Source organism: Hymenobacter persicinus, assembly GCF_004167665.1.
In the GTDB taxonomy this organism is placed as follows: domain Bacteria; phylum Bacteroidota; class Bacteroidia; order Cytophagales; family Hymenobacteraceae; genus Hymenobacter; species Hymenobacter persicinus.
On record NZ_SEWE01000053.1, the window covers coordinates 1 to 17,190 of the forward strand.

At 62.7% G+C, this 17,190-nt stretch carries 11 protein-coding genes; 1 reads left to right on the top strand and 10 read right to left on the bottom strand.

Annotated elements, in window-relative coordinates; all coding sequences use genetic code 11:
• Window positions 1–194 precede the first annotated feature (194 nt).
• The 10 genes from EWM57_RS18175 to EWM57_RS18220 form a co-directional block, all read right to left on the bottom strand.
• Window positions 195–3,134 (bottom strand): DNA gyrase/topoisomerase IV subunit A, encoded by a 2,940-nt coding sequence (locus EWM57_RS18175; RefSeq protein WP_242510135.1) that lies wholly within the window; start codon window positions 3,132–3,134, stop codon window positions 195–197.
• Between the two features lie 378 nt (window positions 3,135–3,512).
• Window positions 3,513–3,938: a response regulator gene (locus tag EWM57_RS18180; protein WP_129922690.1), complete on the bottom strand. Its 426-nt coding sequence runs from the start codon at window positions 3,936–3,938 to the stop codon at window positions 3,513–3,515.
• 66 nt (window positions 3,939–4,004) lie between these two features.
• Complete coding sequence (locus EWM57_RS18185) at window positions 4,005–7,757, bottom strand: PAS domain-containing protein (protein ID WP_129922692.1); 3,753 nt, start codon at window positions 7,755–7,757, stop codon at window positions 4,005–4,007.
• Window positions 7,758–7,874: 117 nt separating this feature from the next.
• Entirely contained in the window at window positions 7,875–8,552 is a 678-nt protein-coding gene (locus tag EWM57_RS18190) for a response regulator (RefSeq protein ID WP_129922694.1), read from the bottom strand.
• Window positions 8,553–8,564: 12 nt separating this feature from the next.
• Complete coding sequence (locus EWM57_RS18195; protein WP_129922696.1) at window positions 8,565–9,353, bottom strand: sensor histidine kinase; 789 nt, start codon at window positions 9,351–9,353, stop codon at window positions 8,565–8,567.
• Window positions 9,332–9,979, bottom strand: a complete 648-nt coding sequence (locus EWM57_RS18200; RefSeq protein WP_129922698.1) for a hypothetical protein — start codon at window positions 9,977–9,979, stop codon at window positions 9,332–9,334. Before EWM57_RS18200 ends, EWM57_RS18195 begins: the two co-directional genes overlap by 22 nt.
• A gap of 19 nt (window positions 9,980–9,998) precedes the next feature.
• The gene (locus EWM57_RS18205; RefSeq protein ID WP_129922700.1) at window positions 9,999–10,706 is read right to left on the bottom strand and encodes a hypothetical protein; all 708 of its coding nucleotides are present in this window, start codon (window positions 10,704–10,706) and stop codon (window positions 9,999–10,001) included.
• Window positions 10,707–11,083: 377 nt separating this feature from the next.
• A complete protein-coding gene (locus tag EWM57_RS18210) occupies window positions 11,084–12,934 on the bottom strand; it encodes a PAS domain-containing sensor histidine kinase (protein ID WP_129922702.1) in 1,851 nt (616 codons plus the stop codon).
• Between the two features lie 106 nt (window positions 12,935–13,040).
• Entirely contained in the window at window positions 13,041–13,499 is a 459-nt protein-coding gene (locus tag EWM57_RS18215) for a BLUF domain-containing protein (RefSeq protein WP_129922704.1), read from the bottom strand.
• A gap of 181 nt (window positions 13,500–13,680) precedes the next feature.
• Window positions 13,681–15,612, bottom strand: a complete 1,932-nt coding sequence (locus EWM57_RS18220; RefSeq protein ID WP_129922706.1) for a DNA topoisomerase IV subunit B — start codon at window positions 15,610–15,612, stop codon at window positions 13,681–13,683.
• Window positions 15,613–15,849: 237 nt separating this feature from the next.
• Here EWM57_RS18220 and EWM57_RS18225 point away from each other — a divergent pair, with 237 nt between their 5' ends.
• On the top strand, window positions 15,850–17,031 hold the full coding sequence (locus EWM57_RS18225) for an AI-2E family transporter (protein ID WP_242510136.1): 1,182 nt from the start codon (window positions 15,850–15,852) through the stop codon (window positions 17,029–17,031).
• The last annotated feature ends 159 nt before the right edge of the window (window positions 17,032–17,190 follow it).

Consider the following 17,190-nt stretch of genomic DNA (forward strand, 5'->3'; position numbering starts at 1 on the left):
CGGGGCGGGCAGCAACCCGAGCAGGGCGCAGGGCACCAGGATTTTCCAGACGAAGCGCAACGAAACCAAAACCATCAGCAGAAAACAGCGGAGCCCACCGGCCTTCGGAACCCGAAACCGGCGCTTTGGCTGCAATAACACAAAAAAAGCCCTGGCGACTCCACCAGGGCTTTTCTATTTCACTCAGAGTTTGCCTAGAACAACCCCAGCTGGGCTTTGGGGCGGCGCAGCACGGCCTGGGCCCGCTCCACGTCCTCGCTGGTCACTTCCACCGGGCCGGTCAGCTCGGGCAAGGGTGCCGGCGCTTCGGGCGCCACGGGGCGGGGAATGGTGGCCGGGCCCTTCTTTTTGGCTACCTGCCGGCGCTCCGGCTCGGGACCTTCGTCGGTAAGCAGGGCCACGGAGTGGATTTTGAAGTAGTTGAGCTTGTTGCCCATGGCCTTCCAGCCCTTCACGTCGATAAACTCGTGGAGCCCAATTTTCTCGGTTTCCTTGTCGGCCTTTTTGTCGCGCTGGAGCTTGACTTCCACCTGGGGCTCGGGGAAGGCCGTGGCGGCCAGCAGCTTGGAGCCCTTGGTTTCGGAAATGAAGATAAAGCGCTTTTCCAGGGTGCTGGTTTCGATTTTGAAGCGCTTCACGTAGTGCACTTTCGTGTCGCCCTCCACGTACACGGCGCTGAGCACCGTATCGGGCTCGAGCTTGCGTAGCAGCACGATGTTGGGCACGTCGAAGTGCAGGGACGGGTCCGGGGCCTTGAGCTCGTAGGAGCCATCCTTGTAGACGACCAGCACGGTGTTGTCGGTGTCGAAGGTGCCCAGGTAGCGGCCGTGGCCGGCGGTGTTGAGGCGGCCCACCACGGCGTCGAAGAAGACCTCCCGCCCGCCCAGCGTGGAGTCGCCGAGGCTTTTCTGGGTTATTTTCTTGATGGGCTGCTTGGTCACGATGTTGCCCATGGAGCCCTTGCCCTTGATGGCCAGCTCGGCAAAATCGAAGTCGAACTGCTTGACCCGGGCCGGGGCCTTGTCGGTGAGCTGCACGCCCACCAGCTCCGATTCGGAGTTGGGGTTGGCGGTCAGGTACAGCACTTTCGAGTTTTTGCCGCCCTTGGTCAGGTCGTACACCTTGTCGCGGGTGATGCCCGTGACCAGGAAGCGCTTGGCGTAGGCCACGCCCGAGGGGCCGTCCTGGTACACCATGTTGTAGACCAGCCGGTCGTCGTTCTTATTATAGACGCCCACGTGCAGAATATCCTTGCCCACGAAGGTTTTCTCGGCAATCTTGAACACGGTAAACGTGCCGTCGCGGCGGATGGCGATGATGTCGTCGAGGTCGGAGCAGTCGCAGACCGTGACGGCGCTTTCGTCCTTTTTGAGGCCGTAGCCCACGAAGCCGTCCTGGTAGTTGACGTAGAGCTTCTGGTTGGCTACGGCCACTTTCTGGGCCGTCACCACGTCGAAGGTGCGCAGCTGGGTTTTGCGCTCCCGGCCCGCGCCGTACTTCTTGAGCAGATTTTCGAAGTAGGCAATGGCGTAGCGGGTCAGGTGAGCCAGGTTGTCGGCCACCTCGGCCAGCTCGGCCTCCAGGCGCTGGATGTACTCGTCGGCCTTGAAGCCGTCATACTTGCTGATGCGCTTGATGCGGATTTCGGTCAGGCGCGTGAGGTCGTCCTCGGTGATGGGGCGGCGCAGCACAATGCGCTGGTCGTCGGCCTTGGCCTTCTGCCCCTCGATGCGCACAAACTTGCTCAGGCCCCTGTCGATGGTGTCGAGGATGTCCTGCCAGGTTTCGCACTCCTCGATTTTGCGGTAGATGCGGTTTTCAATGAAAATCTTCTCCAGTGAGGCGTTGTGCCACTTTTCCCAGAGCTCATCCTGGCGGATTTCCAGCTCCCGCTCCAGCAGGCGCACCGTTTTCTGGGTGCTCAGCCGCAGCATGTCCTCCACGCCCACGAACCGGGGCTTCTCCTCGATAATGACGCAGGTGTTGGGCGAGATGCTGATTTCGCAGTCCGTGAAGGCGTAGAGCGCGTCCATGGTCAGGTCCGGAGAAACCCCAGTCGGCAGGTGCACCTGGATTTCCACGTCGGCGGCCGTGTTGTCGACGACCTTCTTGATCTTGATTTTATTCGCTTCCGAGGCCTTCACGATGCTTTCCATCAGCGCCGTGGTGGTGGTGCCGTAGGGAATGTCGCGAATGACGAGCATGGTCTTGTCGGCCTTCTCGATGGTGGCGCGCAGGCGGATTTTGGCCCCGCGCAAACCGCCGTTGTAGTTGGTCACGTCGCAGAGGCCGCCGGTCGGGAAGTCCGGAAACAGCTGAATCTCGCGGCCTCGCAGCACGTCGATGCTGGCCTTGCACAACTCGCGGAAGTTGTGGGGCATGATCTTGGTGCTCAGGCCCACGGCAATGCCTTCCACCCCCTGGGCCAGCAGCAGCGGAAACTTGACGGGCAGCGTGGTCGGCTCGCGCTTGCGGCCGTCGTAGCTCATCTGCCAGTCGGTGATGTCGGGGTTGAACACCACGTCGAGGGCGAACTTCGAGAGCCGGGCCTCAATATAGCGCGGGGCGGCCGCGCCGTCGCCGGTGCGGATGTCGCCCCAGTTGCCCTGGGTTTCAATCAGCAGGTCCTTCTGGCCCAGGTTCACCATGGCGTCCCCAATCGAGGCGTCGCCGTGGGGGTGGTACTGCATGGTCTGCCCGATGACGTTGGCCACCTTGTTGAAGCGGCCGTCGTCCATTTCCTTCATGGCGTGCAGGATGCGGCGCTGCACGGGCTTAAGACCGTCCTCGATGGCGGGTACGGCGCGCTCCAGAATTACGTAGGAAGCGTAGTCCAGAAACCAGTTCTGGTACATGCCGGCCACGGTGGCCACGTCGTGAATGGTTTCGCCGGGGGCAAACTTGGGCTCCTCCTCGGTTTCCTCCTCCGTCACGGGCTCGGCTTCGGTGTGGGCCTCCACGTCATCCGACGATTCGGCCAGGGTCAGCTCGCCGGGGTCGGCTTCGGGATGGTCCTCCCCTTCGCCGGTAGCCGGGCCGGGCGTGGCGGCAGCGTCGTCGAAGCTGAGCGTGTCGCCGGCGGCAAACAGGTCGGGCGTCGGCGTTTCGTCCTGGGGAGCGTCAGAGTTGACCATAAGTGCAGGGGGTTGGTCGGCAGAGGGAATGCGGGTGTTCATCAAAAGTACCGTTAGCTGCGCAGAACGCAATATTTCTAAGGCGAAGCGCGAGCATAAAGTTCCCAATTTTATTAGTCAAAGACAAGCTTCCCTCTGACATTGACCCTCTCCAAACCCCAACCAATTTCACTAAACCAGCCCTTTACCCAATCAATTCCTGCCACTTTCATTAGCAAACCAAGTCAACAAAACCCTGCTTTAAGGCAGCCGTCAGGGCACAGTACTGCGGCAGCCGCATGACGACGGTTCGAACATTAAGTGTCGAGTAGAAAGTTACCTGCACGGCCGATGCTGGCCCCGGCAGTGCTGAGCTATTAGACGGTCTTCAAGACACTTCTATTCCACTGGGAGCGTCCGGTCGAAGTGCTGGCGCAGCACCCCGTTGATTTTCTCCACCGTCAGGGGCTTGTTCAGAAACCCGTCCACGATGTTGAGCTTCTGCACCCGCTCCACGTCGCGCGGGTGCAGCGAGGTGGTCAGCATCACGATGACGGCCGCGCGCTGCCGGGCCTGGGGCAGGTGCTGGTAGGCTTCCAGAAACTGGACCCCGTTCATGCCGGGCATATTCACGTCGAGCAGAATCAGGGCCGGGCAATCCGCCGTGGGCGGCACGCAGTGCTCCTGCAGCTGACTCAGCGCCTGCTGGCCGTCGAGGGCCACGAGCTGCCGCTCGGCCACGCCGAGGCGGGTGAGCAGGGTTTTGTTGAGAAAGTTGTTCGTCTGATCATCATCGACCAGCAGGATGCACGGCAAAGGAGTCATGAAGCGGGAACAGGACGGCGGACTGAGCGGAGCGTCGGCGAATTGGCTAACTCTCCCATACGGTACCTAGCGTAGAAAGTAGACGGAAAACGTGGACCCTACCCCTATCTCGCTGCTAACAACGACCTTACCTCCGGCATTTTCCACGCTGCGCTTCACCATGTAGAGTCCCAGGCCGGAGCCTTCGACGTGGCTGTGCAGGCGGCGAAACATCTCGAAGAGTTCGGTCAGCTGCTCGGGCAGCAGGCCCAGGCCATTGTCCTGCACGCTCAGCACCGAGTAGCCGGTTTCCGCACGGCAGCGCACCTGCACGTGGGGCACGCGGGCGGGGTGGCGGTACTTGATGGCGTTGCTGAGCAGGTTGTAGAGGACGGAGCGCAGGTTTTTCACCGAAAAAAGCACGGTGGGGCACGCTTCCACGTCGACGTCGAGCCGGGCTCCGGTTTCGAGCAGCAGGGGCAGCAAGTCCAGGCGCACGTCGTTGAGCACCGGGGCCAGGGCAACGGCCGTGGTAGGCTGGCCCTGTTCCTTCTGCAGCTTGGTCACGTCGCTGAGTTGGGTAATGGTGCGCTGAAAGCGGCTCACCGCCTCGTACATCATGGCCAGCACCGGCTCGGCCGCGGGCGCCGCGGCCGAGCCGATTTGCTCACGCAGCACGTGCAAGAGCCCTTCGATATTGGTGATGGGCGCCTTCAGATCGTGGGAAGCGGTGTAGATGAAGTTGTCCAGGTCTACGTTGGTGCGGGTGAGCTGGCGGTTGGTGTCCTGCAGCTCGGTGTTCAGGGTCTGGGCCGCGTCGCGGGCATTGCGCAGCTTGCGGGTCAGGCGCTGCAGGGCCTGCTCGGCCAGCCGCTGCTCGTGCACGTCGATTACGGTCCCCACGAAGCCCTCAAACTCGCCCGTGGCGGTAAATAGCGGCAGGCCGCTGTCGATAGTCCAGCGGTAGACCCCGTCCTGGCGGCGCAGGCGGTAGAGGCTGTAGAAGGGAGTCTGCCGGGCGTTGGCGTCGAAAAAGGCCTGGGCGGCGGCCGGCGCATCGTCCGGGTGCACGGCATCGACCCAGCCGATGCCCAGGGCCTCGGCCTGCTGCTGCTCGGTATAGGCGTACCACTGGGCGTTGAGGTAGGTACACTGTCCCTGCGCGTCGGTTACCCAGAGCATGGCCGGCACGCTGTCGGCCAGGCGCCGGAAGTGCTGCTCACTTTCTTCCACCGCCCGCCGGGCCCGCACCTGGTCGGTTACCTCGTGGGCGAAGGTCAGCACCCCATCCACGGCCCCGTGGGCCCCGTAGCGGGGTTGAATGGTGAAGGTCCAGTGGATTTCCTCCAGCGCCTGCCCTTCGTAGCGGGCCATGAGCAGCGGCAGCTCCTGCGCCACGCGGGTTTCGCCGGTTTCGTAGACTTCCCGCAGCAGGGTCGGAATCAGGGTTCCCTCCAGCTCGGGCAGCGCCGTGAGCAGGGGTTTGCCCAGCAGCTCGCGGCCGGGGAAAATCTGCTGGTAGGCCGGATTGACGAGCTGGTAGGTCAGCTCGGGGCCGTCGAGAATCACGATGGGCGCCGGCGCCTGCATAAACAGCGTGTGCAGCAGCTGGCGCTGGCGGTCGGCCTCGCGCTGGGCTTCCACCTGCTCCGTCACGTCGGCCGCCATCGAGTAAAAGCCCAGCACCCGGCCCTCGCGGACGTCGGGAATGTAGCTGGTGCGGATGTGCTTGACGAAGTTTTCCCGGTACGGCATGCGGGCCTCGAAGTCGATTCGCTCCCCGGCCAAGGCCCGCTCGATGTAGGGCTGCACGTTCTGGTAAGCCGATTCGCCCACCACCTCGCGCGCGGTTCGGCCCAGCAGCTCGGCCGGGCTCTGATGAAACCAGTGCTGGTAAGCTTCGTTGGCAAAGCGGTAGGTCTGGCTCTGGTCGAGGTAGCTGATGAGCACCGGCAGGGCGTCGGTGATGAGCTTGAGCTGGCGGGCACTGGCCTCGGTGGCCCGCTGCGCGGCTACCTGCTCGGTCACGTCGAAGGCGAAGGTGGAGACGCCCACCACCTGCTCATTTTCGCGGTAAGCCTGGTAGGTAAACGTGAAATAACGCTCCTGCGGGGCTTGCCCGGCCGCCTGCAGCAGCCACAGCCGCTCTTCGTGGCCGAAATACGTGTTGCCAGTGCGGTACACCTCGTCGAGGCGGGCAGCGAGGCCGGTCTGCACCGCGTCGGGCAGGGCCTCAGCCACGGGCCGGCCCAGCAGCTGGCGGCCGGAAAAAAGCGCCTGGTAGGCTGCATTCAGGTACTCGTAGCGGTGCTCGGGGCCGCGCTGAATGCAGATGGCCGCCGGAGTGTGGGCAAAAATCTGGTAAAAGGCCTCCCGCTCCTGGACTTTTTGCTCGGCCGCGGCCAGCACCTGAAGCCGGAGCTCCTCCAGGGCCTGGTGGGCGCGCACCTTCTCGGTTACGTCCACGATAAAGGCCAGAATGCCCTGGTTCTGGCCCGCGTTACCGGGCAGGGGCTGGTAGATAAAGTCCACGTAGCGGGCTTCCGTCTGGCCGGTGCGCGGGTTGTGAAGCTGCAACAGCCGTTCGGTGCCCGCGAAGGGCTCACCGGTGGCGTACACCTGGTCGAGCAGGTCGACAAAGCCCTGCTCCCGCACTTCGGGCAGCACTTCAGCCACGGTCTGCCCCAGGCGGGCGCGGTGCCCGGTCAGGGCCAGGTAGCTGTCGTTGAAAAAGCTGTAGTGGTGGTCGGGCCCGTGCAGCGTGGCAATGGAGGCCGGCACCTGCCCCAGGATCTGCTGGAGCCGGCCCTGCTGCTCCCGCAGCTGCTCGCGGTGCTGCTGGGCTTCGTTTAGCGCCAGCTCCAGCTGCCGGGTGCGTTCCCGCACGCGGTCCTCGAGCTCCTGGTTGAGCTGCTGGAGCTGACGCTGGGTGCGGCTGAGTTCGGCATTGCTGGCCACCAGTTCGTCGTTGGCGGCGCGCAGCTCCCCGTTGAGCTCCTGCACCCGCTGCCGGCTGAGCACCTGGGCCGTTACGTCGATAGCAATGTCGAGCACGCCCAGCAGGCGGCCCGCCGGGTCGTAGAGGGGCTGGTAGACGAAGTTGAAGTAGCAGGTTTGCACCCGCCCGCCCTGACGCAGGTTGGCGGCCACCTCCGTTCCCACGAAGGGCACGCCCGTATGCGCCACGTCGGCAATTTTCTCCGTGAAGCCCTGGCCCCGCAGTTCGGGCACGCTTTGCAGCAGGGGGCGTCCGAGTATCTCAGCCGGGGCGTAATCCCACATGGCGCAGATCTGCGGATTGGCCAGCACCACCACCTGCTCGTCGCCCTCAAACAAGGCCATGGCCACGGGGGCCTGGGTCAGGATGGCCTGCAACAGGTTGCGCTCCTGCTCAGCCGCGGCCCGGGCCGCCTGCTCCCGACGCTGGCTTTCGCGCAGGGCCAGCTCGGCGGCCGTGCGGTCGTGGTCAGACGTATCCGTGAAGCTGACTACCAGCAGGTCCCCGCTGGGCTCGGCGGCCAGGTGAAAGTAGTTGTCGAGGCCGTCGTACTGGTAGTTGACGTTGTAGCGACCCGGGGCGCCGGACAAGTAAGTATCGCGGTAAAAGGCGAATACTCCCATGTTGGCGGCGTGGGGATACAGCGTGAGAAACGAGTCGGTCGGCTGCTCGGGCAGCTGCAGCATCCGCTGGGCAGCGGGGTTGAGCTGCACGTAAGCCAGGTCGATAATTTCCCGGGTCTCCCCGCGGGACTCGTACACTGGCCGGAACAGGATGATGCCGGTGAGCGAGACGTTGAACAGCGTCTGCGCCAGGGCGGCGGGTGGAAAGGTCGGGAGCATACGACTGGCGTTGGGCGGCGAAAGATACGATTATGGCCTTGCCCGCCCCGGGCCGGCGGGCCGGCCACCCACCGAAAACCTGCGCCCCTTCAACCACTCGACTGCGGCTGGGCTTGGTTAATCCACGCTTTCCACCAGTTGGTGGCGTACGGCAAACAGCGCCAGACTCACCGCGTTGCTCATGCCGGTCTTGTCGAGCAGGTTTTTGCGGTGGCCTTCCACCGTCCGGAAGCTGATGAAAAGCTGGTCGGCAATCTGCTGGGAGCTCAGGCCTTTGCAGATCAGGGTCAGCACCTCCCGCTCCCGCTCGGTCAGGGGCACGAGCAAAGCCACGCTGCTCACCTTGCGGCGGGCCGGCGCCTTGGGAGCCGGAGCCTGCAAGCCCGCCCGCATCACCTGGGCTGTGGTGGCGTCCAGGTAGTAGCCCTGGGTCTGAACCTGGGTAATGGCTTCAACCAGGATTTTCTGGTCGATGTCTTTGGGCAAATAGCCGTGCACACCCAAGCGCATCATCTCCAGGATAAACTCGTCGGAGTAGTTCATCGACAGGATGATAATCCGGACGGCCGGATACCGGTCGAGCACGGCCCGGCTGACGGCGCGGCCGTCCAGGTCGGGCAGGTGCAGGTCGAGCAGCACCACGTCGGGCTGCCCGGCTTCCAGGGCGGTGAGAAACTCCTGGCCCGAGGCGGCCTCAATGCTGACCTCATACTGCCCGCTGCGGCTCAGAATATGCCGCAGCCCCTGCCGAAACAGCTTGTGGTCGTCGACGATGGCGAGCTTGATGACACTCATGGCGGGCGGAATTTACAGGGGAAGATGCAGGGTAACGTGGGTGCCCAGCCCCGAGGCCGACTCCACGGTGAGCTGGCCGTTGAGCAGGCCAGCGCGGGCTTTCATGCCGCCCAGCCCCATGCCCGAGCCCTCGGTCGGCCCGTCGGCAGTCAGGTCGAAGCCGCGGCCATTGTCGCGGACGCTCAACAGCAGCGTCGCGGCATGGCGCTCCAGGTTTACTTCCACCGCCGTGGCCCCGGCGTGCTTGACGATGTTGCCCAGAATTTCCTGCACAATGCGGTACAGGGCCAGCTGCCGGGCTTCGCCCAGTTCTTCTACCGGGTCGAGGGCGGCCTGCACCCGAATGCCGGTGGCTTCGAGCCGGGCCAGCAGAATCTGCACGGCCTTGAGCAGGCCGAGGCGGTTGATGTTGGCCGGCGAGAGGTTCTGCACAATGTCGCGGATGCTTTTCACCGTTTCGGCCACGACGTCGCTGGCCTGCTCAGCCAGCTTGGCCACGTCGGCTTCGGCGGTGTCGTACTTGATCTGGTTGATAAAGAGCTTGACCACCGACAGCGACGCCCCAATTTCATCGTGCAGGTCGCGCGTAATCCGCTCCCGCTCACTTTCCTGGGAGCCGATGACGGACTTGGTCATTTCCTTTTGGTGGGCCAACAGCACCTGCTGCAGCCGCATCTGCTGCTGGTAGGCCTTGCGCTGGGCCGTAATCATGATCAGCACAATCACGACGGCCAGCAGCAGCATCATGGCGATGCCGCCGAACAGCAGGCGGGCAAACTCTACTTCGCTGGGCTTATCCATAGAGCGTAGGCGTAGGCGGCGTAAAGCAGGGAATTTACCCCGGCGTGAATAATCCAGATCTGATAATTCAGGCCCTGGGAATAATTCAGCGCAAAATTAATAAACAGGTAAATAAAGAAAGTAGCCGAAAAGAACACCAGCAGCCCAACGGAGGCCCAAAACAAGGGCAGGCGCAGCAGCGAAGCCGTGGCTGGCTCCCGAAACTGCCTATAGCAATAGGTTAGCGCCAGCAGAATAATCACCACGCTTTCCAGTACCCGGGCTACGTTGTCGATGGCCAGGGGCTGGTGAGCCCGCCAGAGCAGCTCCAACACGGCGCCGGCAGCAAATAAAACAATCCCACCAGCGGCGGCGCGGCGAATTGTTTTATTTGCTTCCAGCGTGTACAAGCGAACCAGCAGCCCGAGTTCGAGCGTCATGTAGATTGGCCACAAAAACAGGTTATTAATTTTGTAGACCCAAAATATTCTCGACACAATTTCGGTGGCCAGGGCGCACCAGACCAGCGCGGCCAACAGGCGCCCCGCCACGGGCAGGTGCCGAAACCGGTAGCCCGCCACCGCGCTGGCCGCCCCGACCGGGGCTATGGCCGCCAGAATAACGAGCTGCTCACTGGTGTAGGCCATGGCCCGGGCGGGTGCGGGGTTAGCAGGTGCGCGGGCAGGGCGCGGTCAGATCGAAGTAACCGCTTTCCTCCACGGGAGCCGCCAGACCGGCCACGGGCCCCGCAGCCTGCACGGCGTTGAAGAGCAGGCCGAAGGTGTAAACAACTTCCTCGGCGGCGGAAGAAGCCTCTTTCGGCACGCCCAGGTAGCGGTGCAGGCCGAAGGAAATGAGGATATCGGGGGCTGCTTCGAAGCCCTGCATGGCGCTCATAAACTCCTTGACGGGGTAATTATAGCCCTGCAAAAAGCCGTAGATGGTGCCGAACATGCCCGCGTTCAGGTCGTCCTTGGCGCCTTTGCCCTCCCAATGCTGCATCCACTGCTTGGCCAGCTCGGTGGGCAGGTTACCCGGCTCTCCCTGAATCAGGCTCACGTCCTTGTAGTTGCCCTGCTGGGGATTGTAATACGGCGTAACCCGCTGGCCGTAGGCATCCTCCCCGAACAGGATTAGGGCGAAGCGGTAGGTACCCTGCTCGTCCTGCTGGCCCCCGAAACGAATTTTAATCGTGCTGATGCCCATGGTGGAAAACAGCAGATTAGCACTGTCGTAATTCAGCAGTACGCCCACCTGCAGGGAGGATCCTTTTTTAAAGAAGTCAATTATTTTTTCACTGCTGGCTTGTTCGGCCCAGATGGCCGCCGCGCGGGTGAATTCCAACTCCGAAATCGTGTGTACCAATTCGCTCATACCAGGCTGTTAATTTGAGCCGGCAAGGTAGAAATTATCACGGGCAACGCCACTTGATTTCAGGATATTTTCCGCTTTTTATTAGCCTATTTTCTGCCGCGTTATTTCTTCATCCAGAGGAATTTCTCCAACCCTACTGCCTATCCTATTATCCTGCAAATAAGATACACCCTGAAATTGACGCAGTAATTTATTCTGCGCCATGCACGCGCAACCCAGGAATATTTTTCTAATTCAGCCCTGCACCGCGGTGAACAATTGCGTAAAACTGCTTTCCCGCCGGCTGAGCACAGCGGCTTTACCGCCTAAACCTGAAGCGTCTACTGGCGCAGCCGAAAAGCCACGACACGCGCCGCACGATAATTCCCGCGCCCGGGCTAGGCGGGACTGTCGGTAGTAGTCCAGTGAATGGTAAAGGTGGTGCCCTCGCCGATGACGCTGGTCACGGCCAGATGGCCGCCCTGGCTGCTCACGATGCGCTGCACCAAGTACAGCCCCACCCCCGTGCCGTCGACGTGGGTGTGCTGACGGGCGAAGAGCTGGAACGTGGGGTGGGCCGGATCATCGAGGTGCATGCCCAGGCCGTTGTCGCGCACTTCCAGCACGGGCTCCCCTTCAGGGGTGAGGTAGCTGCGCAGGACGATGTGCGGGGGACGGCTGGGGTGACTAAACTTAAGGGAGTTGCTGACCAAGTTATGCACCACGGAGCGCAGGTTGGCGCGGCTGTAACGCAAGCCGGGAGCCTCCCCTACTTGCACATCGATGCGGGCCCCGCGCTGCATGATTTCGGGTCGCAGGCCCAGCAGAATTTCTTCCAGCATCAGGGTCATATCCAGGACTTCAACGGGCTCCTGCTGCTGGCGCTGGGTGCGCACGGTGGTGGCCAGGTCGATGAGGGTGCTGTCGAGCTCAGTGAGAGCCGTGTCCACCATCTCCAGCATCTGGGTTTGTTCGGGGTCGGCGAAGGTGACCGAGCGGCGCAGCTCCTCGAACAGCCCGCGCAGGTTATTGGTGGGCTGGCGCAAGTCGTGGGAGGCCGCGTACACGAACGTGTCGAGGTTGTGGTGGGCCCGGGAAAGCTCGTCGTACTGGGTTTGCAGCACCTGACGCAGGCGGTACTGCTCCTCCACGTCGGAGCAGGTGCCAAACCAGCGCGGGCCGCTGCCGTCGCTGAGCTGCCGGGCCCGGATGGTGTGCCAGCGGTAAACTCCATCGTGGCGGCGGAGGCGGTACTCGCCCTCAAAGTCCTCGCCGCTGGCCACACTCTGCACCCAGCGGCGGGCGGCGGCGGCCTGCTCGTGCTGGTACAGCAACCCTACCCACCCGGTGGGACCCAGCTCTTCCTTGGTCAGGCCGGTGTAGTCGATGGTAAACTGGTTGTAGTACTCGACCAGTCCTTCGGCCGAGGCCGTCCAGACCAGTTCGGGAATGCTGTCGGCCAGGAAGCGCAGCTCGGCCTCGCCGCGGCGGCGGGCCTCGCTCAGCTCGCGTTCCAGGTGCACCTCCGTTAGGGCGCCGTGCCAGAACACGGGCGCATCGGGCGGGTGCACCTCGGGCAGGGCGCGGCTGAGCAGCCAGCGGTACACCCCATCGTAGCGGCGCAAACGGTATTCGAAGCTCCAGCCCGTGCCGGTGCGGCGGGCGGCTTCGGCCTCGAAGAGCACCCGCAGCCGGTCATCGGGGTGCACCAGCAGGGGCCAGATGGCGGTCAGGTCGGCGGTGGGCGGCTGGCCCGTGAAGCGGTACCACTGCGGGCTGACGTAAGTGACCTGGCCGGCCGCATCGGTGGTGAAGGTCATCAGCGGGGCCGTTTCAGTGAGCACGCGCAGACGGGCGTCGAGGTGGCGGGTGGTGAGGGCCAGCTCGTGGGCCCGCTGCCGAGCCTGCTCCTGCTCCCGCACGTCCACGGCCATCAGCAGCAGGCCCGCCACCCGCCCCTGCTCGTCGTGGTAGGGCTGCACCGAGAGGTCGTAACAGTGCTCCGGGCCGCAGGGGCAGGCCTTGGCCGTGTGGGCCGTACCGGTGGCGTGGATGCGGGGCAGCATTTCCAGCAGCACCGGGGGCAGCCGGCCGGGGGCTTCGTTGACCAACTGCCCGGGCTCAGCCGGGCCCACCAACTCGCGCATCTGCTCATTGATAAAGCCGTAGCGCAGGTCGGGGCCTACCAGGGTGGCTACCCCAGCCTGAAGCTGGCGCAGCATCTGCTCAAATGGAGAAGGAGGTATCAAGGATAGATAGCAACGGGCCACACCAGCGCGCGGGCTAGTGCAGGTGGGGAAACAAACCAAGCGGCGGCACTAACGGCCCACGATAAGCTAATAGGATACGGCGGGATTAGGGAGCCGAGGGCAACGTGTGCTGATAGGGCTGAGCCGGATCGGGGCCGAAGACGGCCAACCGCACCAGCTCCACCAGCAGGGCATCGGCAATGGGCAAGGAGGAAGGAGCCGGCGGAATGTGGTGGGGCAGCAAAAAGCCCTGCAGCGCCTCGAAGCCCTCGGTTGCCAGCGGGTGAAAGGCCATCGACCAGTCGGAGAAGCTGCGGGTTGTGATGGGCTTGTCGATGAGCTTGCGCACGTGGGAATGGCGCCCATCCTGAGCAATGCGCGCGAATAAGGTATCAGCAATGGCGTCTTCGCCCTCGAAAAGCTGGGCAATGTTGCCGTGGCTATAGAACAATACGCCGGTGATGCCGTTGCGGGCATTGTCGTGGCGGCTTTGGTCGAGCAAGTGCTGCAGGTCTTGGTCGGTGAGCGGGCGTACGGCGCGGCTCAGGTATACTACGTGTTTCATATGGTCAAAATACAACGGATTTAGCCGCCCGGCGGTTTGACTACAGTTGAGCTTTTCGCTCCGCCGCAGAGCCCGCCTACTTGAGCAGACCAACACTGCGGGCGGTGCCGCAGTAGCCAGGCCGCCCCACCCAGCTGCAGCCAAATGGGGCGGTGCGGTTAGTTACTCGCCTGCGTGAAGGCTAGGCGAAGGCCATGTCTTCCTCGGGTACCTCACTCACGGGCAGCACGTCGGACGTCACCAAATCCTTTTCCTGCCGCAGGTTGTCGATGATAAACTCCTGGCGGGCGGGGGTGTTCTTGCCCATGTAGTAGGTCAGCACCTGCTGGATGGAGCGGTCCGACTGCAGAATCACCGGTTCGAGCTTGATGTTGTCGCCGATGAACTTGCCGAACTCGTCGGGGCTGATTTCGCCCAGGCCCTTGAAGCGGGTGACTTCAGGGTTGCGGCCGAGCTGGCGCATGGCAGCTTGCTTTTCCTGCTCATTGTAGCAGTAGATGGTCGTTTTCTTGTTGCGCACCCGAAACAGCGGGGTTTCGAGGATAAACACGTGCCCGTTGCGAACCAAATCGGGGAAGAACTGCAGAAAGAAGGTCAGCAGCAGCAGGCGGATGTGCATGCCGTCCACGTCGGCGTCGGTGGCAATGACGACGCGGTTGTAACGCAGCCCTTCAATGCCTTCCTCGATGTTCAGGGCGTGCTGGAGCAGGTTGAGCTCCTCGTTTTCGTAGACGATTTTCTTTTTCAGCCCGAAGCAGTTCAGGGGCTTGCCGCGCAGGCTGAATACGGCTTCCGTCTCCACGTTGCGGCTCTTGGTGATGGAGCCCGAAGCGGAGTCGCCCTCGGTGATGAAGAGCGTGGTCAGGGCCTCGGCTTCCTGCTTGCCCTCACCGAGGTGAAAGCGGCAGTCCCGGAGCTTGCGGTTGTGCAGGTTGGCTTTTTTGGCGCGCTGGTTGGCCAGCTTCTTCACCCCGGCCATGTCCTTGCGCTCCCGCTCGCTCTGCTCAATGCGCTTTTTGAGCTGCTCGGCCACCACGGGGTTTTTGTGCAGGTAGTTGTCGAGGTGCTCCTTGAGGAAGTCCAGGATGAAACCACGCACCGTGGGGCCGTCCTCGCCCATATTGATGGAACCGAGCTTGGTTTTGGTCTGGCTTTCGAATACCGGCTCCTGCACCCGCACCGAAATGGCGGCAATGATGGAGGCGCGAATGTCGGCCGCGTCGTACTCCTTGCTCTTGTTGGTTTTGGCAAAGAACTCGCGCACGGTTTTCACCACCGCCTCGCGGAAGGCCGCCAGGTGGGTGCCGCCCTGAGTGGTGTACTGCCCGTTGACGAACGAGTAGTATTCCTCCCCGTAGTCGTTGCCGTGGGTCATGGCCACCTCGATGTCGGGGCCCTTGAGGTGGATGATGGGGTAGCGCACCGTTTCGGCGTCGGCCTTGCGGGCGAGCAGGTCGAGCAGGCCGTTTTCGGAGTAGTACTTCTGCCCGTTGAAGTTGATGGTCAGCCCCGCGTTGAGGTAGACGTAGTTCCAGATCTGGTTTTCGAGGTACTCCGGAATGAAGCGGTAGTTCTTGAAAATCGTCTCGTCGGGCTGGAACACCATCAGCGTGCCGTTGCGCTGGGAGGTTTTCTGGGGCTTGGGGTCCTGCACGAGCTTGCCCTGGGTGAACTCGGCGGCCTTCATCTGGCCTTCGCGCACGCTCTGCACCAGGAAGTAGTTGCTCAGGGCATTGACGGCCTTGGTACCCACGCCGTTGAGGCCCACCGACTTCTGGAACACCTTGGAGTCGTACTTGCCGCCGGTGTTGATCTTGCTGACCACGTCCACGACCTTGCCCAGCGGGATGCCGCGGCCGTAGTCGCGCACCTGCACCCGGGAGTCGGAAATCTTGATGTCGATGGTGCGGCCGTAGCCCATCACGTGCTCATCAATGGAGTTGTCGATAACTTCCTTGACCAGCACGTAGATGCCGTCGTCGTAGGCCGAGCCATCGCCGAGCTTGCCGATGTACATGCCCGGCCGCAGGCGGATGTGCTCCCGCCAGTCGAGGGAGCGGATACTGTCTTCGGTGTAGGCGTGGGGCGCGGCGGGTTGTTCTTGTTCGGACATGGAAACCGGAATCTAAATTTGAGGTAAAATAACGCAGAAATTCGGCTATTTCCCGAACTCCACCGTAAGGCGAAAGCACGGGGCCGCCTGCCGCAACGCAGGGGTCCCCCATCCCGCACTCTTGGCGAATGTAATTAGCATAACCAGTCTTCGAAAAGGCTGGTTCACTGCCGTACGTCAAATATACCGCCTTCTTTTCAGTTTCCCGCCCTCGCACTTTCCCAATTTTTTTAGCCTATGCTACCCAGACCGAACCCCATCAACCAGCCGCACCACGCCACCCCGCCCGCGCAGGTGCGGCAGTCGCCGGTCATCCACTACACGTTTATGCTCGTGGGACTGTCGCTGCTGGTGTTCGTGCTGCACAAGCTCGACAGTATCCTGCTGCCGCTGCTGTTTTCCATCCTGTTTGCCCTGCTGCTGCTGCCGCTCTGCCGCTGGTTTGAGCGGCGCGGGCTGGGTCGGGTCTGGGCCATTATTCTGTGTTTGCTGCTGCTGGCCCTGCTCTTCGCCGGCATTATCGTCGGCTTCGGGTCGCAGCTGGGCCAGTTCAAGAGCGAGCTACCCAAGCTGCAGGACAAGCTGCTGCAGTTTTTCCACGACGGCCAGGAATGGGCCGCCCGCCGCTTCGGCATCGAGCCCATGAGCGAGGAAGAGCTCAAGGACACCACGATTAAGTCGCTCAAAAAGTCGGGCAGCACCTACCTGGGCACCACGCTCAACACCACCTCGGCCGTAGTCAGCAACCTGATTCAGGTGCCGATTTACATCTTCTGTCTGCTGCTCTACCGCGACCACCTGCGCCAGTTCATGTTCCGCTTCGTGAGCCCCGACAAGCGCACCACCGTGCTGCACACCGTCGATAACATTCAGACCGTGGTGCAGGCCTACATTTCGGGCCTGCTGAAGGTGATTGTGATTGTGGCCGTGCTCAACGCGGTGGGCCTGCTGGCCCTGGGCGTGAAGTTTGCCGTGTTCTTCGCCATTTTCGCCTCCGTGCTGGCCGTGATTCCCTACATCGGCATTATGATCGGGGCCACCATCCCGGCCATCATCACGCTGGTCGAAACCGGCTCCCCGCTGCGGGCGGCGGCCGTAATCGGGGTGTTTATGTTTGTGCAGTTTCTGGAGGGCAACTTCATCACGCCCATGATTACGGGCTCCCAGGTCAGCATCAACCCGATGGCCGCCATTATGGCGCTGGTGCTGGGCGCCGAGCTCTGGGGCACGCCGGGCATGATCCTGAGCATTCCGCTGGTGGCCGTGCTCAAGGTGGTGCTCGATGCCAGCAAAACCACCGAGCCCTGGGGCTTCCTGCTCGGCGACACGGCCGAGGGCGAAGACTCCACCAAGAAGCCCGAAACCCGTCACCCCGGCTTCATGCGACGATTATGGCTTCGAGCCCTGGGCAAGGCCTGACCCGCCCGGCCCTTAATAGCCACAAAGCCCCGCCGGATTCGTTTGGCGGGGCTTTTCGTTGGCCGTCAGGGGGCCGGGGCCGGGCACAACCCTACTCCCCCGGCCCTGGTATAAGTCAGCAGGCGCCCGGCCGTGCGGCCTGATTTTTTCTCACCTCCA